Origin of the sequence: Bradyrhizobium sp. YCK136, from assembly GCF_044570075.1 — a bacterium.
GTDB lineage: Bacteria > Pseudomonadota > Alphaproteobacteria > Rhizobiales > Xanthobacteraceae > Bradyrhizobium > Bradyrhizobium diazoefficiens.
The window spans coordinates 7,725,449-7,748,776 of sequence record NZ_CP172424.1; the positions used below are offsets into that span (position 1 = coordinate 7,725,449).

Here is a 23,328-nt window from a genome sequence, read left to right on the forward strand (position 1 = left end):
CGCGGGTGCGCGGCATCCTGGCCGAGCGACTTTGCCGGCGGTCGCACGATGCGCCTTGGGCGACACCTGGAATATCGGGTGATTACCTAGTCGAGCGTCGGGATTTCCCTCGCCGGAAACAGCCGCTCAAGACGACGGTGGAGCGGAGGCCATGGCTGGTCCCTTCTCCCCGAACCAGGTCACATACAATGTCGGCAGCAAGACGAGCGTCAGCACGGTCGCGACCAGCAGGCCGCCCATGATTGCGACGGCCATCGGGCCCCAGAATACGGTTGGAGCAATCGGGATCATGCCGAGAACGGTCGACACCGCCGTCAGCATGATGGGACGGAAACGGGAGCTGCTGGCATCCACCGCCGCGTCCCATGGGCTCTTGCCCTGCGCGCGCTCCGCATCGATCTGGCTGATCAGAATCACCGCGTTCTTGCTGATCATGCCGAGCAGGGCGAGAACGCCGAGAATGGTGACAAAGCCCATCGGCCTGCCGGACAGCAACAGCGCGGCCACAACACCGATCATCCCGAGCGGGGCCACGCTAACGACCATGACCAGCCGCGGGAAGCTCTGCAACTGGACCATCAGAACCGTGAACATGACGAACAGCATCATGGGCACGACAGCGAGCACGGAGGCCTGCGATTTCCGGCTCTCTTCCACGGTCCCGCCGACGGCCACGCCGTAGGATGCAGGAAGCGTCTTCCTCAGCTTTTCGATCGCGGGCGATAGGGCATCCACCACCGTATCGGGCAGCGTTCCACCGCCGATGTCGGCACGCACCGTCAGGGTCGGAATACGGTCGCGCCGCCAGATCAGGGGATGCTCCTGATGATATCCGAACGTCGCAAACTGGCTGAGCGACACCGTCTTTCCTCCAGGCAGCGGCACCTGGAGCGTGCGCAGGTTGGACAGCGAAATGCGCTGTTCGTCGATAGCCCGGGCCACCACGTTGACCAGATAGACGTCGTCGCGGACCTGGGTGACGACTGCGCCAGATATCACGGTGTTCAATACGCTCGATATCGCCTGCGAGCTCAGGCCGAGACGGCGCGCTTCATCCTGATCGACGTAAATCCGCAGCTGGCGCTCCGGCTCCATCCAGTCAAAGTTGATGCTCTTTGTCCTGGGATCGGAGGCAACGATCTGCCCGACCTTGAGCGCAATCTCACGTACCTGCTCCACATCGGGTCCGCCAACGCGATATTGCAGCGGCCATCCGACAGGGGGGCCGAGGCCGAGAGGCGAAACCGACGCGACGGCGGCCGGAAACTGCTCCGCGAGAAGACGCTCCAGCCTCGCCTGCAGGCGCTCGCGCGCTGCGACGTCCTTTGCCACCACAACCGCCTGCGTGAAGGAATCATTCGGAAGCTCCACGCTCAGTGGAAGATAGAAGCGGATCGCGCCGCGCCCCACATTGGTGCTCCAATGACGGACGTCCGGATCGGCGGCCAATGCTGCATCCAGGCGCTTGGCTGCCGTCTCGCTCGCGTGGATCGATGCATTCTGCGGCAGGGTGAGGTCCACAAGCAATTCGGGCCGATCGGACGACGGAAAGAACTGCTGCGGGATCAACGGAAGCGCGAGAACGAACGCGGCAAAGAGCGCCAGCGAGATCGCAATCGTCGGCCACTTGGCGCGCATCGCCAGCGTCAGAAAATTCCGATAGAAACGGAACATCGCGCCAGGCTCGGCAGCCCCCTTCTGCACCGGCGGGACGAGAATGACGACACCCAGCAAGGGCGTGAAGACCACGGCAACGAGCCACGACACCAGGAGCGCGATCGCAACCACCGCAAACAGCGAGAACGTATATTCGCCGGCCGAGCTCGCGGCAAACCCGACCGGGATGAAGCCCGCGATCGTCACCAGCGTTCCGGCGAGCATGGCAAAGGCATGACTGCGGTAGGCAAACGTCGCAGCGTCGACCTTGCTGTCGCCTTGCGCCAGCCGATTGAGCGTTGCGTCGGTGGTCGTCATCGCGTCGTCGACCAGCAGTGCGAGCGCGATGATCAGCGCTCCCAGCGATATTCGCTGCATGTCGACGCGAGCGATCTCCATGATCGGAAACACGATGGCCAGCGTCAACGGAATGGCAAGCGCGATGATGAGGCCGGGACGGATTCCGAGGCTGATGAAGCTCACCACCAGGATGATGGCGATAGCCTGAAGGAGCGAGGTCATGAATTCGCCGATCGCGCCTCCCACCACGACGGCCTGGTCGGCAACGAGGATCGGCTCGATTCCAATCGGGAGATCGGCGGTGATCTCCGCCATCACCTTCTTGACGTTTCGGCCGAGCGCAAGAATGTCGCCGCCGTCGCGCATTGCGATGGCAAGCCCGATTGCGGGCTGGCCGTTGACCCGGAACATCGGTTGCGGCGGATCCACGTAGCCGCGCCGCACCTGCGCGATGTCGCTCAGCCGAATCGTGCGCCCTCCTGCGACGAAATTGACGCTGGCGATGTCCTGCTCCGACTGAAAACCGCCCGACACCCGCACGGAGATGCTTTCCTTGCCGGTCTGGATCACGCCCGCCGGGCGGACCATATTCTGCGATTGCAGCGCAGCGAGCAGAGCCGCCCGATCGACGCCCAAGGTCGCGAGCTCCTGCTTGGAGAATTCGACGAAGATCACTTCGTCCTGCGCACCCAGGAGTTCGATCTTTGACACGTCCGGGACCTGAAGCAATCGAGAACGGATGCGCTCGACGTGATCCCGCAACTCCCGTTGCGTGAAGCCGTCGCTGGTGAAGCCGTAGACGATGCCGAACGTGTCACCGAAGTCGTCATTGAAGCCCGGACCGACAACTCCGGCTGGCAAGGTGTGCCGCATGTCGCCGATGCTCTTTCTCACCTCATACCAGGTGTCGGAAACTTGCCTCGCGTTCGCACTTCCTTCCAGGTTGACGAAAATGGTGACGAGACCCGCCCGGGTGAAGCTGCGCAGGAAGTCCAGATGGGGCGTCTCCTGCAATTGGCGCTCGAGCCGCTCAGTCACCTGCTTCATCGTCTCTTCGGCCGTTGCCCCCGGCCAGGCCGCCTGAACGACCATGGTCTTGATGGTGAAGGAGGGATCCTCGTTTCGACCAAGCCGGAAATACGCCAGGCCCCCGGCGATCACGGCAACGATCATGACATAGACGACAAGCGAGCGATGCCTGAGGGCCCAGTCGGAGAGATTGAGCCCGGTCATGGCTCTGCCCCGAGCACCCGCACCTTCTGGCCCGGATGAAGCGCCTGCACGCCCGCGGTGACGATGATCTCTCCGGCGTCCAACCCCTGCGAGACGATGACCTGTGCCTGGTCGAAACGCAGGATATCGACATTGCGCGCCGAAACGAGGTTCGTCGACGGATCGACAATCCACACCGCCGGCTGTCGATTTATCCGCGTCAACGCGGTTGCCGGTATGTCGATCACTGGACCGGAACTGGTTTCGACGCGACCATTGACGGTCGCGCCGAGCCGCATCGCCGCCGGTGGATCCGTCAGGCCGACCTTGACCTCGAAGGTGCGGGTGACCGGATCGGCTTGCGCCGCGATCTGACGAATGCGGCCTCGCGCCGTAATCTTCGGATCATCCGTCAGGCTGACGGTGACCTGCACGTCGGCTGGGGCTGATCTGACCATCTGAGCGGGAACATCGAAGATCGCGTCGCGGCCGTCCTGCCTGGCGATCCGCGCGATCATTTGTCCGGCCTGAACGACCTCGCCGGCCGACGGCCCCGTCGCGGTGATCTTGCCCGGCGCGTCGGCTCGCAGTTCGGTGAAACTGACGAGATCGTGCGCAGAGCTCAATTGCGCCTCCGCCGCCTCGACCTGCGACTGGGCAGTCTGTCGTGCTTGCGTCGCCGCCTCGAAATTGGCACGCGTGGTCCACCCTTGTGCCAACAGAGTCTCCTGGCGTTCGTAATGGTTGCGTGCCTGCGTCAACTGGCCCTGTGCGGCGGAAAGAGCGGCCTTCGCCTGTCGCAATGTGCTCAGCTCGTTCTGAGGCTCGAGTTGGGCCAGCAACTGCCCGGCCTCGACCCTGTCACCGAGCCTGGTGTCGTTCGCAAGCAGACGTCCGGAGATCCGGAAAGCGACGCTGACTTCGTCCTCCGCCTCGATGCGCCCCGTGAAGGTCAGCGGCACCAGGCTCTCACGCTTCTCGATCGTCGTGGTCCGGACCGGACGCGGAGACGATTCCTTGGTTTCCACTTGACGGTCACACGCAGCCAGGACCGACGCGGATGCAGCCGCCATCAGCGTCAATGCAATGGCTTGCCGAGATGTCGTTCGGCGACCGCGCATAGCCAAGCTCCTGAAACGTTGCCGGGCAGGTCCGCCTTTCCCGAGGTTGCGATTTCGCGATATCGCCCCTCGGTATTCTTGCCCAGGGGATCGGCCGCACACATCGGCAAATCTACTCGGTGCGGCCGGATGCAATCGCGGTTACGGCGCAACGCAAACGCAGGCAGAAACCCGACGAGGCGTGACAATCCGTCGGAGAGCGCTCTAGGGAATTCCTGACGCCTGATCAGGCAATCACCCAATATCGCCGGTCTCATCAAGAGCGCACGGTTGCACACCCAGATGAAGCGATCGAGCGCGTCGGCTTGATGAATCAGGAGGGTTCAAGATGCGAAAGTTGATCCTAGTTGCAGCGGCGATCTCGGCAATGCTGACCATCGCGCCACAGACTGCATCGGCACAGACCCAGCAGAACCAATGGTGCTCCAAATTCAAAGGGATGGTGAACTGCAAGTACTCCACCCAGGATCAGTGCCAGGCGTCCCGGAGCGGAAGAGGCGGCACCTGCTTCCCTCGGCAGGCGTCACGCTAGTACCCGGAATCAGAGCTGAGTGATACGGCGGCCTTTGAAACGGCGTTGACGGACCTTTTTCTTGGTCCAGACGAAGGGCTCGGCTCTGTCGTTGTATGCGTTGACGTAGGCATCGATGTGTTCCTGAAGCTGCTTGAGGCTCGTGAAGGAGGTGCCGCTGAGCGACTGCCCCTGCAAGATGGAAAACCATACTTCGACCTGATTGAGCCATGACGCACTTGTCGGCGTGAAATGAAATTGCACGTTGGGGTGGGCCTTGAGCCAGTCCTCGTTCTTTTTATGGGTGTTGAGGTTGTCGAGGATGACGTGAAGCTTGCGGTTCGGAAAAGCCGCGGTGACGCTGTTCATGAAATCGAGAAACTCGACGCGGCGCCGGCGTTTTGAATGGGTCGCGATGATCTTTCCGGTGGCGACTTCGAGCGCCGCAAACAATGTTGTGGTGCCATGCCGCTTGTAATCGTGGCTTTGGCCGGTCAAGGCGCGGCCATTGGGCAACTTCAGATAACCCTGCGCTCGCTCCAAAGCCTGGATCGAGGGCTTCTCGTCCACGCACAGCACAATGGCCTTCGCCGGCGGCGCGACATAGAGGCCGACAACATCGGCGGCTTTGGCCGTAAAGTTCGGGTCGTTGCTCTCGCACCAGGACTTGCGAGCCACCAGGTCAATCTTGTGGCTGCGCAGGAACCGCCAGACATATTGGACATCGACATCGCCCAGCGCCTCGGCCAGCAGGGGGCCGGTCCAGCGCGCAAACCCTTGCGGTGGCGGCTTATCCAGCAGCTTCAGAATCCGCTTGTCGGTCGTCTTCGTATAGATCGGCTGCTTGCCAGGCCGCGGCTTGTCTTGCAGCCCTTCAAGGCCATGGTCGGCATAGCGATGCCGCCAAAGGCTGACAATCCGCGGCTGGACCCCAACTTCCTTGGCGATCGACCGGGTGCTGCGCCCATCCGCCGCCAACAGAACTATCCGCGCCCGCTTCAAATCGCGCTGCAACGTCACCGGTGAGCGACAGCACGCCTCAAGCACCTTGCGATCTTTCCTCGAAAGGTGGACTTCTCTTGCTTCGGGTATCATCCCGACCTTGAATCACGACTCACGTTCCAAGAAAAATGGGTACTAGTTGCGTGGCAGGGCAGCGAGAGCCCATCCAGGGCGATGGCGTCGAACGATCCGCTCGTGGACGCCATTCGAACCGGTGTGGATGCTGTTGTATCGCTACGCCAACCCCCGTTTCGACACATCGACGGGTTCTCGGCTGCGGCCGCCGACAGCGCCGCCGCCGGAATCCCGTCCTTCAATGCACAAGGCCTGGTTTTCGAAACATCGCAGAACGGCGCGAGCTGACCCGCCGCCAGCCGAGGACTCCGACGTGAGCGGACCCTCAGGAAAACGAGACGCGCGTACGGGCGTCGGGGCGTCCTGGCGAAGCGCGGCGTCCCGAGCGGCATGGTTCCTCTGCCTTTGGCTCGTGCTTGCCGGCACCTCTGTCGATGACATTCCTGCCGCAACAATCGCCGTCGCGACGGCAACCTGGACGAGCTTGCGTTTGCTGGAGCCTGGCACGTCGCGGCGCTCACCTCGCGCCATCCTCCGACTGGCGCTTCTGTTCCTGTACCAGTCCATTGTGGCCGGAGTGGACGTCGCAAGGCGCGCACTCGATCCCGGCCTGCCGCTGCGCCCGGGATTTGTCGCGTATCCAACCCGTCTTCCGCGTGGCCTGCGTCGCAACGTGTTCGCAACGCTCACCAGCCTGTTGCCAGGCACCGTGCCGGCCGGAGAGGAGGAGGCGCAACTCCTCTATCACTGCCTCGACGTCGATCAGCCCGTGATCGCCGAACTTGATCAGGAGGAGGCGGCCTTGGTTCGAGCGCTTTACAATGACTGAGTTCCTGACGGTCGTGGTCGGTTTCATTCTGGCAATGCTGGCGCTTGGACTGTTGTCGATCCTGCGTGGCCCCGGCGACGCTGACCGGGTCATGGCGACGCAACTGATCGGGACCGGAGGCATTGCGACGCTGCTGCTGCTCGGCACCGTAGCGAGCATACCCGCAGCGATCGACGTGGCTTTGACCATGGCGCTGCTCGCCACCTTCGCCTCCATCGCGTTCGTCAAGAAGGGGCTTTCCCGCTTCGAGGCCGATGGGACCGCATCAACGGAGGACGAATGAGCCTCGCACGCGACATGATGACGATTGCAGCGGTGTCGGCCGGCGCGTTCTTCTTTCTGGCGGGCACGGTCGGCCTGCTTCGCTTTCCCGATACCCTGACGCGTCTGCACGCGCTCACCAAGGCGGACAACCTCGGCCTCGGCCTGGTCGTGCTCGGACTGCTCCCGCAAGCAGCGGGTCTTCGCGACGGGTCGAAGCTGGTTGGTATCTGGCTGCTCGGCCTGCTCGCGGGCGCCACCGTCTCGCAACTGATTGCGCGCGCGGCGCGCCAAGGCCAGTTGAACCGATGAGCATTGCGACGGTCTTTGAAATTGTCCTTGCCGCGGTCGTGCTGACCCTCGGCGTCTGGACGATCGTCGTGCCCGAGACGTTTTCGGCCACGGTCGGGTTCGTTGCCTATGGACTGCTGGTGGCACTGATCTGGGTACGCCTCGACGCTGCCGACGTTGCTCTGACCGAGGCCGCAATCGGCGGCGGCCTCGGTGGCGTCTTGCTGCTGAGCGCGGCGGCGCGATTGCGGGATGCCGACATGATGGCGGACGAAGCGCCAGGCAAACTGCTGCGAGCGGGCGCCGCAGCGCTGTCCGTGCTGACGGCTGCGGCGCTGGCCGGCGCGGTCCTGTGGCTGCCCGATTCCGCTCCGACGCTTGCTCCGGCTGCTGTTGCAAATGCCTGGGCAACGGGTCTGTCCAACCCCGTCACCAACGTGCTCATGGCGTTCCGCGCCATGGATACGATGCTCGAGAAGATCGTGCTGTTGCTGGCCATCGTCGGCGTTTGGTCGCTTGCGCCTGACAGTGCGTGGGGCGGCCGTCCCGGGCCGCGCCACCAAGCCGATCCACGTGGCGTTCTCGCCTTTCTTGCGCGGCTGCTGCCGCCGGTTGGCATCGTCATCGGGATCTATATCCTCTGGACCGGTTCCGACCATCCCGGCGGAGCTTTTCAGGGCGGCGCGATTCTCGCGTCGATGTGGCTGCTGGCCGTCATGGCCGGATTGGCGGACACACCGCTCGTGAGCGATCGATCGGTACGGTTCATCCTCGTTGCCGGGCCCGGCCTGTTCCTGCTCGTCGGCCTTGCCTGCCTTCTGTTTGGCGCCGCGTTCCTGTCCTATCCGCCAGCGCTGGCCAAGCCGCTGATACTTGGCATCGAGGTCGCAATGACCCTGACGATCGCAGCGACGCTCGGACTGCTGCTCGCCGGCGTACCGGAACGGGGCATGGAGCCGTGAGCGGCGTGACGGTGTTCGGATTGTGCGCTGCTGCCACGGTCGGACTTGGGCTCTACTACCCATTTTTCTTGGAACGTGAGTCGTGATTCAAGGTCGGGATGATACCCGAAGCAAGAGAAGTCCACCTTTCGAGGAAAGATCGCAAGGTGCTTGAGGCGTGCTGTCGCTCACCGGTGACGTTGCAGCGCGATTTGAAGCGGGCGCGGATAGTTCTGTTGGCGGCGGATGGGCGCAGCACCCGGTCGATCGCCAAGGAAGTTGGGGTCCAGCCGCGGATTGTCAGCCTTTGGCGGCATCGCTATGCCGACCATGGCCTTGAAGGGCTGCAAGACAAGCCGCGGCCTGGCAAGCAGCCGATCTATACGAAGACGACCGACAAGCGGATTCTGAAGCTGCTGGATAAGCCGCCACCGCAAGGGTTTGCGCGCTGGACCGGCCCCCTGCTGGCCGAGGCGCTGGGCGATGTCGATGTCCAATATGTCTGGCGGTTCCTGCGCAGCCACAAGATTGACCTGGTGGCTCGCAAGTCCTGGTGCGAGAGCAACGACCCGAACTTTACGGCCAAAGCCGCCGATGTTGTCGGCCTCTATGTCGCGCCGCCGGCGAAGGCCATTGTGCTGTGCGTGGACGAGAAGCCCTCGATCCAGGCTTTGGAGCGAGCGCAGGGTTATCTGAAGTTGCCCAATGGCCGCGCCTTGACCGGCCAAAGCCACGATTACAAGCGGCATGGCACCACAACATTGTTTGCGGCGCTCGAAGTCGCCACCGGAAAGATCATCGCGACCCATTCAAAACGCCGGCGCCGCGTCGAGTTTCTCGATTTCATGAACAGCGTCACCGCGGCTTTTCCGAACCGCAAGCTTCACGTCATCCTCGACAACCTCAACACCCATAAAAAGAACGAGGACTGGCTCAAGGCCCACCCCAACGTGCAATTTCATTTCACGCCGACAAGTGCGTCATGGCTCAATCAGGTCGAAGTATGGTTTTCCATCTTGCAGGGGCAGTCGCTCAGCGGCACCTCCTTCACGAGCCTCAAGCAGCTTCAGGAACACATCGATGCCTACGTCAACGCATACAACGACAGAGCCGAGCCCTTCGTCTGGACCAAGAAAAAGGTCCGTCAACGCCGTTTCAAAGGCCGCCGTATCACTCAGCTCTGATTCCGGGTACTACGGCCTGATCACGAAGCCCCAGCCCCTCCGCAAGATCATCGCCTTCAATCTGCTCGGCAGCGGCGTATTCCTCCTGTTCGGCGTCGTTGGACGGCGCGGTGCGGCGGCGGGGATCGGCAATGATCCGGTGCCGCAAGCCCTGGTGATCACCGGCATCGTCGTCGCGTTTTCCGCAACGGCTTTGGCGATTGCACTGCTGCTGCGGCTGTTCCAGACGAGTGCCTCCATGGCGCCGCGCAGTCGCGCCTCGCCGCGCGATGACCCAGATCAGGCCGGTGGCTGATGCTGCCCCCTGCCCCAGCGCTGGACGCGACAACAACCCCAAGCGGCTTCCTGCTGGTGCTGTCGATTGCCATACCCATCGCGGGTGTTCTGCTAGCCTTCGTTCTGGGCGAGCGACACATCAGGCTGGTCGCATTCGCGACGATCCCGCTGGGGCTGGTGATCGTCGTAGCGATTCTGGCAGCAGTTGCGCAGCGCATGGGCCCTCTCGTTTACCTGCTCGGCGCCTGGCCGCCGCCGCTGGGGGTGGCGCTGCGCGCGGACGGATTGTCGGCCGTGATGCTTGCGGCGACCGCAGTCGTGATCTCCGCAGTCGCCGTCTATGCCGGTACTGAATTCTCCGTGACAACGACGGAGGCGCGCGCGCCATTCGTGTTCTGGATCCTGCTGCTGGCGGTCTGGGCCGCGCTGAACTCAATCTTTGTCGGTGGAGACCTCTTCACGCTTTATGTTGCCCTGGAATTGCTGACATTCGCCGCGGTGCCGCTGGTCTCGCTGGATGGCCGTCCGGGGACCCTGCGCGCGGCGATACGCTATCTGCTCTTCGCATTGCTCGGCTCCGTGCTCTATTTGCTGGGCACGGCGCTCCTCTATGGTCTTCATGCCACCCTGGATATCGTGCTGTTGTCGCACCGGATTGGAGCACAGCCTGCCTCGCTCGTCGCGGCGGCATTGATGACATCAGGTCTTCTGGCCAAGACCGCACTCTTTCCGTTGCATCTCTGGCTGCCGCCTGCCCACGCAGGCGCGCCGGCTGCCGCTAGTGCGATCCTGTCTGGCCTCGTCGTGAAGGGATCTTTCTTCATCATCGTGCGGCTCTGGTTCCAGGTGATGCCCGGGCTGCCTGGTTTCGCCGCCGCACAACTGCTCGCCGCGCTGGGAGCTGCGGCAATCGTGCTCGGAAGCGTCCTCGCCTTGCGCCAGGAGCGACTGAAGCTCCTGATCGCGTATTCGACGCTGGCCCAGATCGGGTATCTCTTCCTGATGTTTCCGCTCGCGTTCAATGCCTCGGGTCATCTGGAGAGTGGCGAGGCCCTGGCGGGCGGCCTGCTGCAGGCTGCCTCTCACGCCACCGCAAAGGCGGCGATGTTCATGGCCGCCGGATCGATCTACGCCGGGCTGGGCCACGATCGCATCGCGGGGCTCGGCGGTATCGCGCGCGTCCTGCCCTTGAGCGTCCTGGCGTTTGCCATCGCCGGCATCGCGCTGATGGGCGTGCAGCCGAGTGGCGCGTCCCTGGCGAAAGACCTGTTGCTTCAGGCCGCGACCGAGAGGGAGCAATGGTGGTGGGCGGTCGTGCTCCAGGCAAGCGGGGCGTTCACTGCCTCCTATGTCGTGCTGGTTCTGGCTCATGCGCTGGCCCCTCCGGACAAGTCTGTTGTATTGACCGACCCGGCACCGCGCCTTCCGGACGTGGCGGTGCTCGTGCTGGCGCTCTGCTCGTTATTGCTTGGCCTCGTGCCCTGGGAACCGTTTCTGCCTGTCCAGCGCATCTCGCCGTCAGGTCTCTTAGATCTCGAAACTCTCTCCAAATTCCTCTTGCCTCTCCTGGGAGGCGTCGTGCTGGCAATCCTGCTCCGCCCCTGGCCGCACCCGCTTGCGTCTTCGGTGCGTTGGAGGCTCGCCATCGGCGTGTTCGATTCATTCCGACGCGGCTGCTGCGCGTTCGGTGGCTATGTTGAAAGGGGCAACGGTGTCCTGTGCGAGTGGCCGGCGGCAAGCATCTGCCTTCTCATGCTGGCCCTGCTGTTCGGCGTGTTGATGCTTGTGGCCGCGTGAGGCGCCGGCTCATGCATCGGCCGGGAACAGGTGAGGCCCAAGAACAGGTCAGGCCCAAGTGTTCCCCATCGCCATGATCAGGAACATTCATCCCGACGCCTCAGGGTTTTCTCCGATCCCGCGCCGGTGAACCGACGGCTAATCTCTGACAACGCATCCCGCCAGCGGCGCTGGCGTACCAGGCTTGGCCGGGAGTTGCGATCCAGCAGGAGGTCTTCATGTCCGATTTAGTGGCGATCGTATATCCATCCGAAGCGAAGGCTGAGGAAGTTCGTCAACGGCTGCTCAACCTGCAGAAGGAATATCTGATCACGATCAGCGATGCCGTGATCGCCGTGAAGACCGATTCCGGGGGCATCAAGCTCAATCAACTCGTCAACACGACGTCGATGGGAGCGGTAACCGGTGGTTTCTGGGGGCTTCTGATTGGCATGATTTTCCTCAATCCGATCCTCGGTGTCGCCGTCGGCGCGGCCTCCGGCGCGCTCGGCGGCGCGTTATCCGATTTCGGCATCGACGACTCCTTCATGAAGGAATTGTCAGCGTCGCTCCACACCGGCAACGCCGCCCTGTTCGTCCTGATCAAGAGTATGACCGCCGACAAGGTACTGAAGGAGATCAAGGACGCCGGAGGGACCGTGCTGAAGACGTCTTTGGATGATACCAGGGAACAGGCCCTGCGCGACGCGCTAGCAAGCGCCGCGGAGCGACCGGCGGCCTGACAGCCCTTTGGCCGCTCAGCGCCGGCTGCCGGCCAGACGCAGCAGCATCATGAACAGGTTGATGAAGTTGAGATAGAGCGACAGCGCTGAAATCACCGACTTGCGGCCAGCCGACGTTTCATCGTCCCCGCTGTCGTACATCGCCTTGATCCGCTGGGTGTCGTAGGCCGTGAGCCCCGCAAAGACGCCGACACCCACGACCGAGATCAACCAGTCGAGCCCGCTTGATTGCAGGAAGAGGTTCACCAGGCTGGCAATGATGACCCCGATCAGGCCCATGAACAGGAAAGTGCCGAGACCGGACAGGTCACGCCTTGTGGTGTAGCCGAATACGCTGAGCGCTCCGAACATCGCGGCCGCGATGAAAAACACGCGCGTGATCGAGGCGCTGGTGTAGATATGCAGCAGTATCGAGAGCGAGACCCCGACCAGCGCGGCATAGATGAAGAACAGAAGCCGCGCCGTCGCCGCCGACAGCGTATTTGATGCGCGCGCTGATGAAAAAGACCAGCGCGAGCGGCGCCAGTATGAAGACCCACATTAACGGACTCTGCAGCAATGCGGGACCGGTGAGCTGATAGGTCAGCCATGCCACAACGGCGGTCAGGCCGACGCCGGCGGCCATGTAGTTGTAGATGCGCAGCATGTAACCGCGCAATCCAGCGTCCACCGCGATTGCGTCAGAGGTCGCCAGGTTCTGATCGTAGTTTGACATCGCTTGCCTCCTCGCGGAGCCGTTGGGAGGCAGCGACCCTATTCCTCTGCCCTCGCACGGGATATCGGACAATCACCTGATATCCCGGGGGCACGATCACCCTACTCGGCCTGCAAATGCGGCACGCCGGCCCTTCAGTTGTGGCGATTTCCGCCTTACGGAACCGTAAGATGGTGCTGCCGCTTGCGTTCGTCTTTCCGAGCACGCCCCTTACGCATTTGTCACTGGAAGCGGCACGCTTTCCGGCCTAATCGGCCGACATGCGGTACTTCTTTCACATCGTCGACAAATACGGCCTCTCGCCGGACGAGAGCGGATGCGAGCACGTTGACCAGCACGCGGCGATGCTGCATGCCCGTCGCATTGCAGAAGAGCTGGCCAAGGCCGGGGAATTCGTCCGGTCGAGCTTCGTGTTTGTGGCCGATACTGCTCCCGGACTTTCGTCCGGTCGCGACTGAGGAAAGACGAGGCTGGCCGGACCAGGTCCGGCCTACTGGTTTCCTGCCACTGCTCTCTACATAGAATCACGGATGTTCGAGCAGAAGGGCTGCTCCTAAGGTCTTCGCCAAGGGGTGGCCGGCGCTCCACCGTCGCAAAGGTTTGTCGCGCCTGCCCGATCTCCGATTGGAAGGCCAGCTTGCACCATGGCGCCTCCATCGAGCCAGGCCGATCAAAGGCTCTCCCGGAATGCGCTCATCGCGCTCGTGATCGGGTCGATGGTCGGTTCCGGTATCTTTGCATTGCCTGCAGCGTTCGGGCGGACCACGGGCGCGCTCGGAGCGATGATCGCCTGGGTCATCGCGGGCACAGGCATGCTGATGCTCGCCTTCGTGTTTCAGACCTTGTCACAGCGCAAGCCGGACCTCGATGCCGGCATCTACGCCTATGCCAGGGCCGGATTTGGCGACTATATCGGCTTTGCTTCGGCCGTCGGATACTGGATCGGTTGCTGCCTTGCCGACGTCGCCTGCCTCGTCCTGATCAAGGCGACGCTCGGACAGTTTTTCCCGGTCTTCGGCGACGGCACGACGCCAGTGGCGATCGCTTCTGCGTCCGTCCTGCTCTGGGGCGTGCACATTCTGCTGCTGCGCGGCATCACGGGGGCGGCCGCGCTCAACACGATCGCGACCTACGCTAAAATCATCCCGATACTATTGTTCATCGTCGTCGCCGTCATCGCCTTCGACGGCACGCTCTTCTCCATTAATTTCTGGGGCACGGAGCAGCCGGCCGTATCGAAGGTGGTCGCGCAGGTTCGCGGCACGATGCTGCTGACGGTGTTCGTGTTCGTCGGAATTGAAGGCGCGAGTGTCTACTCCCGTTACGCCCGGAGCCGCACCGATGTCGGATTCGCAACCCTTGCCGGCTTTCTGACGGTTCTGTGCCTCCTCGTCCTCGTGACGCTCCTGTCGTACGGCGTGCTGCCACGAGCGGAGCTGGCGGATCTCCCGACACCATCCATGGCCGGCGTGATGGAGGCGGTCGTCGGCCGCTGGGGCAGTGTGTTCATCAGCGTGGCACTCCTGATCTCGGTCCTCGGCAACTATTTGTCCTGGTCGCTGTTGGCGGCCGAGATCCTGCATTCCGCCGCGATCCACCGCACCATGCCCTCCTTTCTCGCCACGGTGAACGTGTACAAGGTCCCTGCCGGCGCGCTCTGGCTCACCAACTGCGTCATCCAGATTTTTCTGCTCGTCACCTGGTTTGCGGAATACGCATTCACGCTTGCCTTGAAGATGACGAGCGCGATGACGCTGATCCCATATTTCTTTGTTGCGGCGTACGGCCTGAAGCTCGCCTGGACCAGCGAGGCCTATCACGCCGGCGAGCACGCCCGGATTGTCGACTGGATCCGCTCGGCCATCGCGACAGTTTACGCGGCCGGCATGATCTACGCAGGCGGGCCCAAGTTTCTCCTGCTGTCGTCGATCCTCTATGCGCCCGGCACGTTGCTGTTCCTTCTCGCAAAACGCGAGCGCAAGGAAGCGATCTTCCGGCCGTTCGAAATCATCCTTTTTGCAGCGATCACGATCGCCGCATGCGCCGGCGTCTACGCGCTGGCCATCGGAGCCATCTCGATTTGAGTCCTTGTCCCTGGTTACATGGAGGCGGATATGAGCACCCGGGCCATCTGTAGCGCCTTGATCCTCGGCGGATTGGTGGCGGTCTCCGCATATCCAACCCTGTCGCTGGCCCAGTCGACCGAGACCGGCGTGTCTGCCCAAAAAGATGCCGGCGCGCCGGCACCGAAGAACGCGGCGCCCAACACCAATACGAACCCGACGAAGCACCGTTACTGGCGTCATCGCGGCGGAAAGCATCCGCACTATGGCAGCCGGCGCGTCCGGACCTAGGCGCAAAGACGATAGCCCACTCCAGCGATTGGACCGATCCATGAGCGAGTCCAGGACAGGACCGGAGAAGCTCCACGAGGTCGTTCTGCGCGACACGTCCGCCGATCTGCCGGACGCGCGACGCAGCATTCTCGCGACCGGGCTGACCCTGCTCGCCGCATGCGTCTTCCTGTTTCTGGCGTGGCAGACGGTGTCCAGTCTCCTGCTCATCTTCGCAGGCGTGTTGTTCGCCGCATTTCTGGACGCGTGCGCAAGGGCTCTGGCGCCGGTCCTTCCGCTCAATCGCGCCTGGCGCCTGACGCTGGTCCTGTTGCTGTTCTCCGCTCTGTCGGGGTTTGGAATGGTCTGGGGTGCGGGCAAGCTGCCGGAGCAGACGCGCCTCCTGCTGAAGGTCATGGACAGCCAGATCGACGTCCTGCAGGAGCATCTCCTGTCATATGGCGTTGACCTCCTCGGCCCGGAATGGGGCCGCGACTTTGCACAATGGCTGTTCTCGGATCAGGGCCGCTTTCTCAGCCATGCACAATTTCTGCTCGGCGGAGCCTCAACTCTTCTGACCGGCGCGCTGGTGATCCTGTTCCTCGGGATCCTCTTTGCCTTCGATCCGAACAGCCATCGCGAAAGCCTGGTCATGCTGGTGAAGCAGTCCTATCGCGCGCGGACAAGAGCCGTCATGGACGAGATAGGCACCGTCATGCGGCTGTGGCTGGTCGGACAGCTCATCCGCATCATCCTGATGACGCTGTGGGTCTGGATCGCACTCTACCTCATCGGGCTGCCCGGTCCTTTCGTGCTCGGATTGCAGGCGGGCCTGTCGAATTTCATTCCCTATCTAGGACCCATCGTGGCCGCAATTCCGATCGCGCTCGTCGCAATGCCGCTCGGCAGTTCGCTGCTGATCTGGGCCGTCCTGATCTACACGATCATCCAGTCAGTCGAAGGCTATGTGATCGGCCCGCTGATCCAGCGTCAGGCGGTCGAGATCCCGCCTGCCTGGACGCTGGTCGCCATCGTCATTCTGGGCGCGCTGTTCGGCGTCCTGGGCATTGCGCTGGCCATGCCACTGGTCGCGATCGGCCGTGTCGCAATCATCCGATTCTACGTCGAGGACTACCTTGGCGACAACCTCAAGCAGACATTCAACGACGGCAGATCGTGACTGGATAGCCCATGAGCAAGATCGATGTACAACGGAACGTGGGTACGGAGCCTCCCTCGCCTCGTCCCGGAATGGCTCATTTCCTGTGGCAGCAGCTTCCTTATGTCGTGGCGCGGGTGCTCGCTATCGCGGGCGTCGCCTATACCAACGTCTCCCACCAGCCTCTCGTCGGCTACTGGGAATTCCTGGCGCTTGCCATCTGCGTCGTCTGCGTCGTTACCAAATGGCCGGAGGCTCAGGGCAAAGAGGCCCAGCTCCGATTGATTTGGACCCAGGCGCTGCATTGGATTGCCGTCCTGGTCACGATGAACATCATACTGGTCTCGGGCGTCCAGCAGTTGCTTCCGACACCGGCAACCGGCCTCGTCCTGCTAACGTTGCTCGCACTCGGCACGTTCCTTGCCGGCGTCAGCCTAGCGATCTCATGGCTGAAGCAGTCCGTCTTCTTCTTCCTGCTGGGCGCAGTGCTGCTGATCGGCCTCGGCATCACCTTCTGGCTCCGCCAGGACAGCCGACCGAGGATTGCGCCCTCCGACACCAACAGCCAAGTGGAGGCTTGAATGCGAAAGACACGGCCTGTTGCAGTCTTCGCCACATCCGCGCTGCTATGCATCGCCAACCTGCCCGCGCGCGCCGAAACGTTCAGGGTCGGCCGGCTCCTCTGCTTGAGCAACCCGCGCGTCGGGCTTGTGCTCGGATCGGCGCAGTCACTGCGCTGCACATTCTTTGCGAGAAACCCGCCGAGGCAGTTCATCTATGAGGGACGGATCCGGCGCGTTGGCCTTGATCTCGGCGTGACCAGTGCAGGCTCCCTGTCTTGGGCCGTGCTCGCCAAGAACTCGCGGATCGGCTCCGCCACCCTGCGCGGCAACTATGTCGGCGCGAGCGGCAGCTTGGCATTCGGCCCCGGTCTCGGCGCCAACGTCCTGATCGGCGGCTCGCGCAGGAGCGTGATGTTGCAGCCGCTGTCGATCGAGCGATCGATCGGGATCAATCTCGCGGCCGGCGTCACCAATCTGACGCTGGGTCCGCGCGGCAGCCGCTAGCTCGCAACCGCGATCCCGCGCGCGATCGCCGGATTCCGGTTGGGCTCACGAGAACATTCCCACCCCGTCGCTCAGGGTTTCGTCGGATGTCGACGGCGCGGGCTCGAAGCTACCATCCCAAGCGTGCCGATCATCGCACGGATCAGGAGGATGGCATGACAGTCTATGACAGCCGGTCGGACATCGGGGTTCTGGGCTCGCCTCCGCTGTGGGTCTGCGCTCTCCTTGGCATCGTGATGATCGCCGCCGGCATCGCGGCTCTCAGCGACGTGGTTTTCGCGACGATCATCAGCGTCAAGCTGATCGGGCTGACGGCTATCGCGGCCGGCGCATTCGAGATCATGCATGCCTTCTGGACCAAGGGATGGGGTGGCTTCCTGTGGCAGATCCTTCTCGGCGCTCTCTATCTCGCCTTCGGGCTTGTGCTGCTCACCCAGCCGGCTTCCGGTGCCCTGATCCTCACCTATTTCCTCGGCGCGGTGCTGCTCGCCTCGGGCGTCATTCGATGCGTGCTGAGCTTCGCCCATTGGCGACAGAACGGATGGATGATGCTGATCTCCGGCATCTTCGGACTGCTCGCGGGCGTGCTGATCCTGTTCGGCTTTCCGACCATCAGCGTCTGGGCCCTCGGATTCCTGCTTGGCGTCGACCTGATCTCGCACGGCCTGGCGTGGCTGCTTTATGCGTTTCAGTCCGTGCGGCGAACTGCGTAACGATGGAGAAGATGATGATGGACGCTCCCACCCGTCGAGCTTTCCTTGGCTTTGCTCAGAATGCCGTTGCTGCCGCGGCGATCGGCGCTGTCGGAGTTCGTCTGATTGAGACTGCGGAAGCGATGCCGATTGCCCACGATCTTGGCCAGGCCAGCGAGCCGTCGGACCTCCTGACGTAAGCTCAGTGGTGGGGACCCCCAGCCGGTCCCGGTTGGGGACCTGGTCCGGGCTGGGGCCGCCCACCGCCGCGCCGGCGCCGATGGGTTTGCTGGTGGCATCGCGGCCGTCGTCGTTGCGGATGGCGGTGGCGCTAGGACCGCCCTCTTAACTTGCGCAATCCGCCGGGAGCAGATTTGCCACGAAGGCGATGGAGGCGATCGTGCGCCACGTGAATCAATGGCTCCTGTGGGCCGCTCTGATAGCTCTTCTCGTGGTGGCAGCCGCCTTCTGCGTGTCGGTATGGCAGGCAACTCCATCGATGCCGCTCTACCGCAACATCATCCTCGGAGGGGCCGTCGTCCTGATGCTGGTGTTCGGCTGCGGCCTGATCGCGCTGATGTTCTATAGCCGTCGCAAGGGTTATGACGAGCCCACGCGCAGCGATCGGATACGGCGGAAGTAACGAGGCGCTGGTGAAGCACCGACCCGGCCCGGCTCTTAGGTCTGGAGCAAGGAGCGGACAATGAACCTTGCTGGCGTCTCGATCAGGCTGCTGGCGGCAACTCTCCTGACGATCATCGCCGGTGGGACCGCCCGGACACAACCCGCCGCGGCCGGAGCCCCTGCGGTCGGCGTCGTGGAAGCGACCAGGCGGCCGATCACCGAGACCAGCGAATTTCTTGGACGGATCGAGGCGATCAATCGGGTCAGCGTCGTCGCGCGCGTGACGGCATTTCTGGACAAGCGCCTGTTCGACGAGGGCGCCGAGATCAAGGAAGGCGACGAGCTCTACCGGCTCGAGCGTGGTCCCTTCGAAGCGGATCTTGCATCGAAACAGGCGCAGGTCGCGCAGCTCCAGGCAACGCTCGAAAACGCCAAATTGACGACCGAACGCGCGCGGACCCTGCTCGGAGGTCCCGCCGGGCAACAGTCCATCTACGACGCAGCGATCGCCAACCAGCTGAGCCTCGAAGCCCAGGTGCAGGCCGCGCAAGCCCAGGTCCAAGCCTCCCAGATCAATCTCGGTTACACGAAGATCAACGCGCCGATTGCCGGCAAGATCGGACGCACGGCGGTGACCGAAGGCAACGTCGTCGGTCCGAGCTCGGGCGTGCTGACCACCATCGTCAGCCAGGACCCGATGTATGTCACCTTCCCGGTGCCACTCCGCCAGGGGCTCGAGCTGCGGGAACGATACGGACCACAAGGCGGCCTGGACGCGGTGGTGATCAGGCTGCGACTGCCCGATGGCCGCATGTACGGCCACTCCGGCAAGCTGAATTTCGTCGACAACACCATCGCCCAGAGCACCGATACCATCATCGTACGCGGGGAGATCGGCAATCCAATCCTGCGGGCTTCTTCGGCGGCTGGCGTCACCGTTCACGAGCTGACTGACGGCGAGTTCTTCACCGTCGTGCTGGAGGGCGTCCAGCCGGTCGAGGTGCTGGCAATCCCGCGCTCCGCCGTGCTCTCCGATCAGCAGGGCGACTATGTGCTGGCTGTCGGCGCCGACAACAAGGCCGAGCAGCGCCGCATCCAGCTCGGACAATCGACTACGACCATCGCCGCCGTGATCGCCGGACTTGCGGCCGGCGACAAGGTCATCGCGGAAGGCTTGCAGCGAGTTCGTCCCGGCCAGATCGTTTCGCCGGGACCGGCAAGGCCGCTGATCCTGTCGAGCATGAAGCCCGCCGCGGACGCCCCGGCTCCGCAAATCACGGCGCCTCCGGCAGCACCCGCCCGCTGGACCGCAAACCATGATATCCGCCGTTTTCATCGATCGCCCGCGGCTTTCGATGGTGATCGCCTTCATCATCACCATCGCCGGCGCGCTGGCGTTGATGCAGATTCCGGTGGCGCAATTTCCGGACATCGTGCCGCCGCAGGTCACGGTCTCCGGCACCTTCCCGGGCGCATCCGCCGAGGTGGTCGAGAGCAGCGTCGCCCAACCCCTGGAGGCGCAAATAATCGGCGTCGACCGCGCGCTCTACATGAAATCGACCAGCGCCAATGACGGCAGCTACACACTGACGGTCTCGTTCGCGCTCGGCACCAACCCCGACATCAATACCGTCAACGTCAACAACCGCGTGCAGAGCGCACTGTCGCAACTACCGACCGAAGTGCAGCAGCAGGGGGTAACGGTGCACAAGCGGTCCTCGTCGATCCTGCAATTCCTCGTGCTCTACAGCGCCAATGGCCAGCAGGATCCGCTGTTCATTACCAATTACGCGATCATCAACGTGCTCGATGCGATCGCCAGCACGCCCGGCGTCGGCCAGGCGAACCTGTTCGCCAAGATGAACTACTCGATGCGGATCTGGTTCGATACGCAGCGACTCACCAGCCTCGATCTCACGCCTTCGGACGTCATTGCCGCGATCCGCACGCAAAGCGTCCAGGCGCCTGTGGGGCGCATCGGTGCACGTCCGATCAGCGACGACCAGCAGCTCCAGTTCAATGTGCAGACCCTGGGCAGGCTCGCCACCGTCGACCAATTCGCCAATATCGTGCTGCGCGCCAACCCGGACGGCTCGTCGCTGCTCGTGAAGGACGTTGCCCGTGTCGAGATGGGCGCGCAAAATCTCGACAGCGAAGCGCGGATCGACGGCCGCGCGGCCGTGCCGGTCGCGATCTATCTGGCGCCGGGTGCCAATGCGATGAGCACCGCACAGGCCGTGGCGGCGACGATGCAGCGGCTGTCGCTGCGTTTTCCCACCGGCCTGAGCTATCTCGTGCAATACGATTCCACGAGCTTCGTGCGCGACACGATCACGGAGGTCTTGCGGACGCTGGGCGAGGCCTTCGTCCTGGTCGTGATCGTGGTGTACCTCTTCCTCGGCAATCTGCGGGCCACGGTGATCCCGGCCGTTGCCGTTCCGGTGAGCCTGGTCGGCACGTTCGCCGTCCTGCTGGTGCTGGGCTATTCGGCCAACACGGTATCCCTGCTGGCCATGGTGCTCGCCATCGGCATCGTGGTGGACGACGCCATCGTCGTCGTCGAGAACGTCGAGCGGGTGATGGAGGAGGAGCCGGGCCTTTCCCCCGCCGAGGCCAGCAAGAAGGCCATGACCCAGATCACCGCGCCGATCATCGCGATCACCCTGGTGCTGCTCTCGGTCTTCGTACCGATCGCATTCATTCCCGGCATTTCCGGAACGCTGTTTCGCCAGTTTGCGGTGACGATCAGCGCCGCGATGATGATCTCGGCGTTGAATGCGCTGACGCTGTCGCCCGCCTTGTGCGCGCTGTTCCTGCGCCACACCGGACCCAGGCGCGGCATCATGGGGCGCGTCCTCGGCTTCATCGACTGGCTGCGCGACCGCTACAGCGGCGGCGTCCGCCGCCTGGTGCGCGTGGCGGGTCTCTCACTGCCGTTCGTCGCCGTCGTTGCCGCCGGCATCTTCGGCATGTCGCTGATCACGCCAACAGGTTTCCTCCCCGAGGAAGACCAGGGCGCCTTCTTCACCTCGGTGCAACTGCCAGACGGCGCATCGGTGGCGCGAACCAGCGAAGTCACCCAACAGATCGAGGATCTCCTGAAGCAGATCCCCGCCGTCGATCACGTCCTTGCCATCGTGGGCTTTTCCCTGCTCGACGGCGCGTCCGAACCGAACAGCGCATTGGTGGTCACGCGGCTGAAGCCGTTTTCCGATCGCAAGGCGGCAGCCGATTCCGCGCAGGCGCTGATCCGGCAAACCTTCGCAGCCGGCGCACAGATTCGACAGGCCAACGTGTTGCCGTTCAATCTGCCGCCGATCATTGGGCTCTCCACCGGAGGCGGGTTCGAATACCAGCTTCAGGCGCTGGAAGGACAGACTCCGGCCGCGATCTCCAGCGTCACCGGGGCGCTGATCGGTGCAGCCAATGCCGATCCACGGCTTGCGCGTGTCTTTTCGACCTTCACTGCGACCAATCCATCCATCCATCTCGACATCGACCGCCGCAAGGCGCAGGCGCTCGGCGTGACGGTCAGCGACATCTTCACGGCCTTGCAGGCGACGCTCGGCGGCATCTATGTCAACAACTTCAACCTGTTCGGCCGCACCTGGCAGGTCAACGTTCAGGGCGAAGCGTTCGATCGCGCCGATATTTCGGACATCTGGCGGATCTATCTGCGCAACGGCGCCGGCCAGATGGTGCCGATCAGGTCGCTCGCCGGGATCAGGATCGTGACCGGGCCTCAGGTCATCACCCGCTACAACAATTATCGCTCGGTGACGGTGAACGGCAGCCCGGCGCCGGGCGTCTCCTCAGGAACCGCGATGGTCGCAATGGCAGAAATCTCCAACACCGTGCTGCCTGCGGGCTACAGTTTCGCGTGGACCGGCACCGCCTATCAGGAGCAGCAGGCCGCTGGCCAGACCGGCATCGTGCTCATGCTTGCGGTGCTGTTCGCCTACCTGTTCCTGGTGGCGCTCTATGAGAGCACGGTGATCCCGATCCCGGTGCTGCTATCGGTCGTCGTCGGCGTGCTCGTGTCCTATGTCGGCATCAAGCTCGCCCGCCTCAATCTCGACCTCTACGGCCAGATCGGGCTCGTGGTCCTGATCGCGCTCGCCGCCAAGAACGGCATTCTGATCGTCGAATTTGCCAAGGAGCAACGCGAAGCGGGCGTGGCGCTCAACGACGCCGCGATCCAGGGCGCGCATATGCGCTTTCGCGCGGTCATGATGACTTCGGTCGCCTTCATCCTTGGCCTCCTGCCGCTCGGGATTGCAACCGGCGCTGCGGAGCTCAGCCGCAGGGCGGTCGGGATAGCCGTATTTGCGGGCATGCTCGCGGCAAGCTCAATCGGCATCTTTCTCGTCCCGACGCTCTACGTGACGTTCCAGCGTCTGCGGGAGCGGATGAAGGCCGCGCCAAAGTCCGGCAACTGAGTTGACTGGCGCAAGGTGCGCAAACTCGGCCGATGCCTGCGCGATCAATCAGTTGTCGAGCGAACAAACCCGCGAACTCTCATATAATTGAAATTGCTATGTAATTTATACGGTCTTGCCT

Annotated in this window: 23 protein-coding genes and 2 pseudogenes; 21 read left to right on the forward strand and 4 right to left on the reverse strand. The window is 63.2% G+C overall.

All coding sequences use genetic code 11. The features are described 5' to 3' along the window. Positions 1 to 126: 126 nt before the first annotated feature. On the reverse strand, positions 127 to 3,189 hold the full coding sequence (locus ACFLEY_RS37240; RefSeq protein WP_396604362.1) for an efflux RND transporter permease subunit: 3,063 nt from the start codon (positions 3,187 to 3,189) through the stop codon (positions 127 to 129). Next, positions 3,186 to 4,241: an efflux RND transporter periplasmic adaptor subunit gene (locus tag ACFLEY_RS37245; RefSeq protein WP_161537149.1), complete on the reverse strand. Its 1,056-nt coding sequence runs from the start codon at positions 4,239 to 4,241 to the stop codon at positions 3,186 to 3,188. Before ACFLEY_RS37245 ends, ACFLEY_RS37240 begins: the two co-directional genes overlap by 4 nt. Positions 4,242 to 4,656: 415 nt before the next feature. Here ACFLEY_RS37245 and ACFLEY_RS37250 point away from each other — a divergent pair, with 415 nt between their 5' ends. Continuing rightward, a complete protein-coding gene (locus ACFLEY_RS37250) occupies positions 4,657 to 4,821 on the forward strand; it encodes a DUF3551 domain-containing protein (RefSeq protein WP_231166709.1) in 165 nt (54 codons plus the stop codon). A 9-nt stretch (positions 4,822 to 4,830) separates the two neighbouring features. Here the strand turns inward: ACFLEY_RS37250 and ACFLEY_RS37255 are convergent, their stop codons facing one another. After that, on the reverse strand, positions 4,831 to 5,895 hold the full coding sequence (locus ACFLEY_RS37255) for an IS630-like element ISRj1 family transposase (RefSeq protein WP_026192128.1): 1,065 nt from the start codon (positions 5,893 to 5,895) through the stop codon (positions 4,831 to 4,833). 81 nt (positions 5,896 to 5,976) lie between these two features. On the opposite strand from ACFLEY_RS37255, the gene ACFLEY_RS37260 reads away from it, so the two are divergent. From ACFLEY_RS37260 to ACFLEY_RS37300, 9 genes are all read left to right on the forward strand, one after another. After that, positions 5,977 to 6,165: a hypothetical protein gene (locus ACFLEY_RS37260; protein ID WP_131234198.1), complete on the forward strand. Its 189-nt coding sequence runs from the start codon at positions 5,977 to 5,979 to the stop codon at positions 6,163 to 6,165. A gap of 124 nt (positions 6,166 to 6,289) precedes the next feature. Beyond that, entirely contained in the window at positions 6,290 to 6,706 is a 417-nt protein-coding gene (locus ACFLEY_RS37265; protein ID WP_039187035.1) for a Na+/H+ antiporter subunit E, read from the forward strand. After that, the gene (locus ACFLEY_RS37270) at positions 6,699 to 6,989 is read left to right on the forward strand and encodes a monovalent cation/H+ antiporter complex subunit F (RefSeq protein ID WP_060910610.1); all 291 of its coding nucleotides are present in this window, start codon (positions 6,699 to 6,701) and stop codon (positions 6,987 to 6,989) included. Before ACFLEY_RS37265 ends, ACFLEY_RS37270 begins: the two co-directional genes overlap by 8 nt. Then, positions 6,986 to 7,279 carry a monovalent cation/H(+) antiporter subunit G gene (locus ACFLEY_RS37275; protein WP_011090052.1) on the forward strand — a complete coding sequence of 98 codons (294 nt, stop codon included), beginning with the start codon at positions 6,986 to 6,988 and terminating at the stop codon, positions 7,277 to 7,279. Before ACFLEY_RS37270 ends, ACFLEY_RS37275 begins: the two co-directional genes overlap by 4 nt. Beyond that, positions 7,276 to 8,220: an MnhB domain-containing protein gene (locus ACFLEY_RS37280; RefSeq protein WP_060910609.1), complete on the forward strand. Its 945-nt coding sequence runs from the start codon at positions 7,276 to 7,278 to the stop codon at positions 8,218 to 8,220. The genes ACFLEY_RS37275 and ACFLEY_RS37280 overlap by 4 nt, the downstream gene beginning before the upstream one ends. Before the next feature lie 98 nt (positions 8,221 to 8,318). Continuing rightward, positions 8,319 to 9,383: an IS630-like element ISRj1 family transposase gene (locus ACFLEY_RS37285; protein WP_026192128.1), complete on the forward strand. Its 1,065-nt coding sequence runs from the start codon at positions 8,319 to 8,321 to the stop codon at positions 9,381 to 9,383. Then, the gene (locus ACFLEY_RS37290) at positions 9,280 to 9,678 is read left to right on the forward strand and encodes an NADH-quinone oxidoreductase subunit K (RefSeq protein WP_249163211.1); all 399 of its coding nucleotides are present in this window, start codon (positions 9,280 to 9,282) and stop codon (positions 9,676 to 9,678) included. The genes ACFLEY_RS37285 and ACFLEY_RS37290 overlap by 104 nt, the downstream gene beginning before the upstream one ends. Next, positions 9,678 to 11,456 (forward strand): complex I subunit 5 family protein, encoded by a 1,779-nt coding sequence (locus tag ACFLEY_RS37295; RefSeq protein ID WP_060910607.1) that lies wholly within the window; start codon positions 9,678 to 9,680, stop codon positions 11,454 to 11,456. Before ACFLEY_RS37290 ends, ACFLEY_RS37295 begins: the two co-directional genes overlap by 1 nt. 218 nt (positions 11,457 to 11,674) lie before the next feature. Continuing rightward, complete coding sequence (locus tag ACFLEY_RS37300; protein ID WP_011090056.1) at positions 11,675 to 12,178, forward strand: DUF1269 domain-containing protein; 504 nt, start codon at positions 11,675 to 11,677, stop codon at positions 12,176 to 12,178. Between the two features lie 15 nt (positions 12,179 to 12,193). Here the strand turns inward: ACFLEY_RS37300 and ACFLEY_RS37305 are convergent. Next, positions 12,194 to 12,893, reverse strand: a pseudogene (locus ACFLEY_RS37305) (Bax inhibitor-1/YccA family protein). A 260-nt stretch (positions 12,894 to 13,153) separates the two neighbouring features. Here ACFLEY_RS37305 and ACFLEY_RS37310 point away from each other — a divergent pair. The 11 genes and pseudogenes from ACFLEY_RS37310 to ACFLEY_RS37360 all read left to right on the forward strand — a co-directional run bounded on the left by ACFLEY_RS37310 (position 13,154) and on the right by ACFLEY_RS37360 (position 23,207). Then, positions 13,154 to 13,351 (forward strand): DUF6894 family protein, encoded by a 198-nt coding sequence (locus ACFLEY_RS37310; RefSeq protein WP_038965439.1) that lies wholly within the window; start codon positions 13,154 to 13,156, stop codon positions 13,349 to 13,351. Between the two features lie 186 nt (positions 13,352 to 13,537). After that, a complete protein-coding gene (locus tag ACFLEY_RS37315; protein WP_060910606.1) occupies positions 13,538 to 14,977 on the forward strand; it encodes a basic amino acid/polyamine antiporter in 1,440 nt (479 codons plus the stop codon). 30 nt (positions 14,978 to 15,007) lie between these two features. Beyond that, positions 15,008 to 15,247: a hypothetical protein gene (locus ACFLEY_RS37320; protein WP_038965452.1), complete on the forward strand. Its 240-nt coding sequence runs from the start codon at positions 15,008 to 15,010 to the stop codon at positions 15,245 to 15,247. Between the two features lie 40 nt (positions 15,248 to 15,287). Further along, positions 15,288 to 16,406: an AI-2E family transporter gene (locus ACFLEY_RS37325; protein ID WP_028172881.1), complete on the forward strand. Its 1,119-nt coding sequence runs from the start codon at positions 15,288 to 15,290 to the stop codon at positions 16,404 to 16,406. A gap of 11 nt (positions 16,407 to 16,417) precedes the next feature. Beyond that, entirely contained in the window at positions 16,418 to 16,966 is a 549-nt protein-coding gene (locus ACFLEY_RS37330; RefSeq protein ID WP_060910605.1) for a hypothetical protein, read from the forward strand. After that, positions 16,967 to 17,452: a DUF992 domain-containing protein gene (locus ACFLEY_RS37335; RefSeq protein ID WP_060910604.1), complete on the forward strand. Its 486-nt coding sequence runs from the start codon at positions 16,967 to 16,969 to the stop codon at positions 17,450 to 17,452. A 155-nt stretch (positions 17,453 to 17,607) separates the two neighbouring features. After that, positions 17,608 to 18,165, forward strand: coding sequence for an HdeD family acid-resistance protein (locus ACFLEY_RS37340; protein WP_060912923.1), 558 nt, complete (start codon positions 17,608 to 17,610; stop codon positions 18,163 to 18,165). Positions 18,166 to 18,167: 2 nt separating this feature from the next. After that, positions 18,168 to 18,344, forward strand: coding sequence for a twin-arginine translocation signal domain-containing protein (locus ACFLEY_RS37345; protein ID WP_129557520.1), 177 nt, complete (start codon positions 18,168 to 18,170; stop codon positions 18,342 to 18,344). A 200-nt stretch (positions 18,345 to 18,544) separates the two neighbouring features. Next, positions 18,545 to 18,787 carry a hypothetical protein gene (locus tag ACFLEY_RS37350; protein WP_309142112.1) on the forward strand — a complete coding sequence of 81 codons (243 nt, stop codon included), beginning with the start codon at positions 18,545 to 18,547 and terminating at the stop codon, positions 18,785 to 18,787. Positions 18,788 to 18,847: 60 nt separating this feature from the next. Then, positions 18,848 to 20,088: pseudogene (locus ACFLEY_RS37355) on the forward strand (efflux RND transporter periplasmic adaptor subunit). Beyond that, on the forward strand, positions 20,085 to 23,207 hold the full coding sequence (locus ACFLEY_RS37360) for an efflux RND transporter permease subunit (protein ID WP_396604363.1): 3,123 nt from the start codon (positions 20,085 to 20,087) through the stop codon (positions 23,205 to 23,207). Before ACFLEY_RS37355 ends, ACFLEY_RS37360 begins: the two are co-directional and overlap by 4 nt. Positions 23,208 to 23,328: the final 121 nt, after the last annotated feature.

What these genes read in the sequence shown, in the direction of transcription:
- ACFLEY_RS37240 (WP_396604362.1), bottom strand. Translation starts at nt 3,189, where the DNA reads ATGACCGGGCTCAATCTCTCCGACTGGGCCCTCAGGCATCGCTCGCTT.
- ACFLEY_RS37245 (WP_161537149.1), bottom strand. Translation starts at nt 4,241, where the DNA reads ATGGCGGCTGCATCCGCGTCGGTCCTGGCTGCGTGTGACCGTCAAGTG.
- ACFLEY_RS37250 (WP_231166709.1), top strand. Translation starts at nt 4,657, where the DNA reads ATGCTGACCATCGCGCCACAGACTGCATCGGCACAGACCCAGCAGAAC.
- ACFLEY_RS37255 (WP_026192128.1), bottom strand. Translation starts at nt 5,895, where the DNA reads ATGATACCCGAAGCAAGAGAAGTCCACCTTTCGAGGAAAGATCGCAAG.
- ACFLEY_RS37260 (WP_131234198.1), top strand. Translation starts at nt 5,977, where the DNA reads ATGGCGTCGAACGATCCGCTCGTGGACGCCATTCGAACCGGTGTGGAT.
- ACFLEY_RS37270 (WP_060910610.1), top strand. Translation starts at nt 6,699, where the DNA reads ATGACTGAGTTCCTGACGGTCGTGGTCGGTTTCATTCTGGCAATGCTG.
- ACFLEY_RS37275 (WP_011090052.1), top strand. Translation starts at nt 6,986, where the DNA reads ATGAGCCTCGCACGCGACATGATGACGATTGCAGCGGTGTCGGCCGGC.
- ACFLEY_RS37280 (WP_060910609.1), top strand. Translation starts at nt 7,276, where the DNA reads ATGAGCATTGCGACGGTCTTTGAAATTGTCCTTGCCGCGGTCGTGCTG.
- ACFLEY_RS37285 (WP_026192128.1), top strand. Translation starts at nt 8,319, where the DNA reads ATGATACCCGAAGCAAGAGAAGTCCACCTTTCGAGGAAAGATCGCAAG.
- ACFLEY_RS37290 (WP_249163211.1), top strand. Translation starts at nt 9,280, where the DNA reads ATGCCTACGTCAACGCATACAACGACAGAGCCGAGCCCTTCGTCTGGA.
- ACFLEY_RS37295 (WP_060910607.1), top strand. Translation starts at nt 9,678, where the DNA reads ATGCTGCCCCCTGCCCCAGCGCTGGACGCGACAACAACCCCAAGCGGC.
- ACFLEY_RS37300 (WP_011090056.1), top strand. Translation starts at nt 11,675, where the DNA reads ATGTCCGATTTAGTGGCGATCGTATATCCATCCGAAGCGAAGGCTGAG.
- ACFLEY_RS37310 (WP_038965439.1), top strand. Translation starts at nt 13,154, where the DNA reads ATGCGGTACTTCTTTCACATCGTCGACAAATACGGCCTCTCGCCGGAC.
- ACFLEY_RS37315 (WP_060910606.1), top strand. Translation starts at nt 13,538, where the DNA reads ATGGCGCCTCCATCGAGCCAGGCCGATCAAAGGCTCTCCCGGAATGCG.
- ACFLEY_RS37320 (WP_038965452.1), top strand. Translation starts at nt 15,008, where the DNA reads ATGAGCACCCGGGCCATCTGTAGCGCCTTGATCCTCGGCGGATTGGTG.
- ACFLEY_RS37325 (WP_028172881.1), top strand. Translation starts at nt 15,288, where the DNA reads ATGAGCGAGTCCAGGACAGGACCGGAGAAGCTCCACGAGGTCGTTCTG.
- ACFLEY_RS37330 (WP_060910605.1), top strand. Translation starts at nt 16,418, where the DNA reads ATGAGCAAGATCGATGTACAACGGAACGTGGGTACGGAGCCTCCCTCG.
- ACFLEY_RS37335 (WP_060910604.1), top strand. Translation starts at nt 16,967, where the DNA reads ATGCGAAAGACACGGCCTGTTGCAGTCTTCGCCACATCCGCGCTGCTA.
- ACFLEY_RS37340 (WP_060912923.1), top strand. Translation starts at nt 17,608, where the DNA reads ATGACAGTCTATGACAGCCGGTCGGACATCGGGGTTCTGGGCTCGCCT.
- ACFLEY_RS37345 (WP_129557520.1), top strand. Translation starts at nt 18,168, where the DNA reads ATGGAGAAGATGATGATGGACGCTCCCACCCGTCGAGCTTTCCTTGGC.
- ACFLEY_RS37360 (WP_396604363.1), top strand. Translation starts at nt 20,085, where the DNA reads ATGATATCCGCCGTTTTCATCGATCGCCCGCGGCTTTCGATGGTGATC.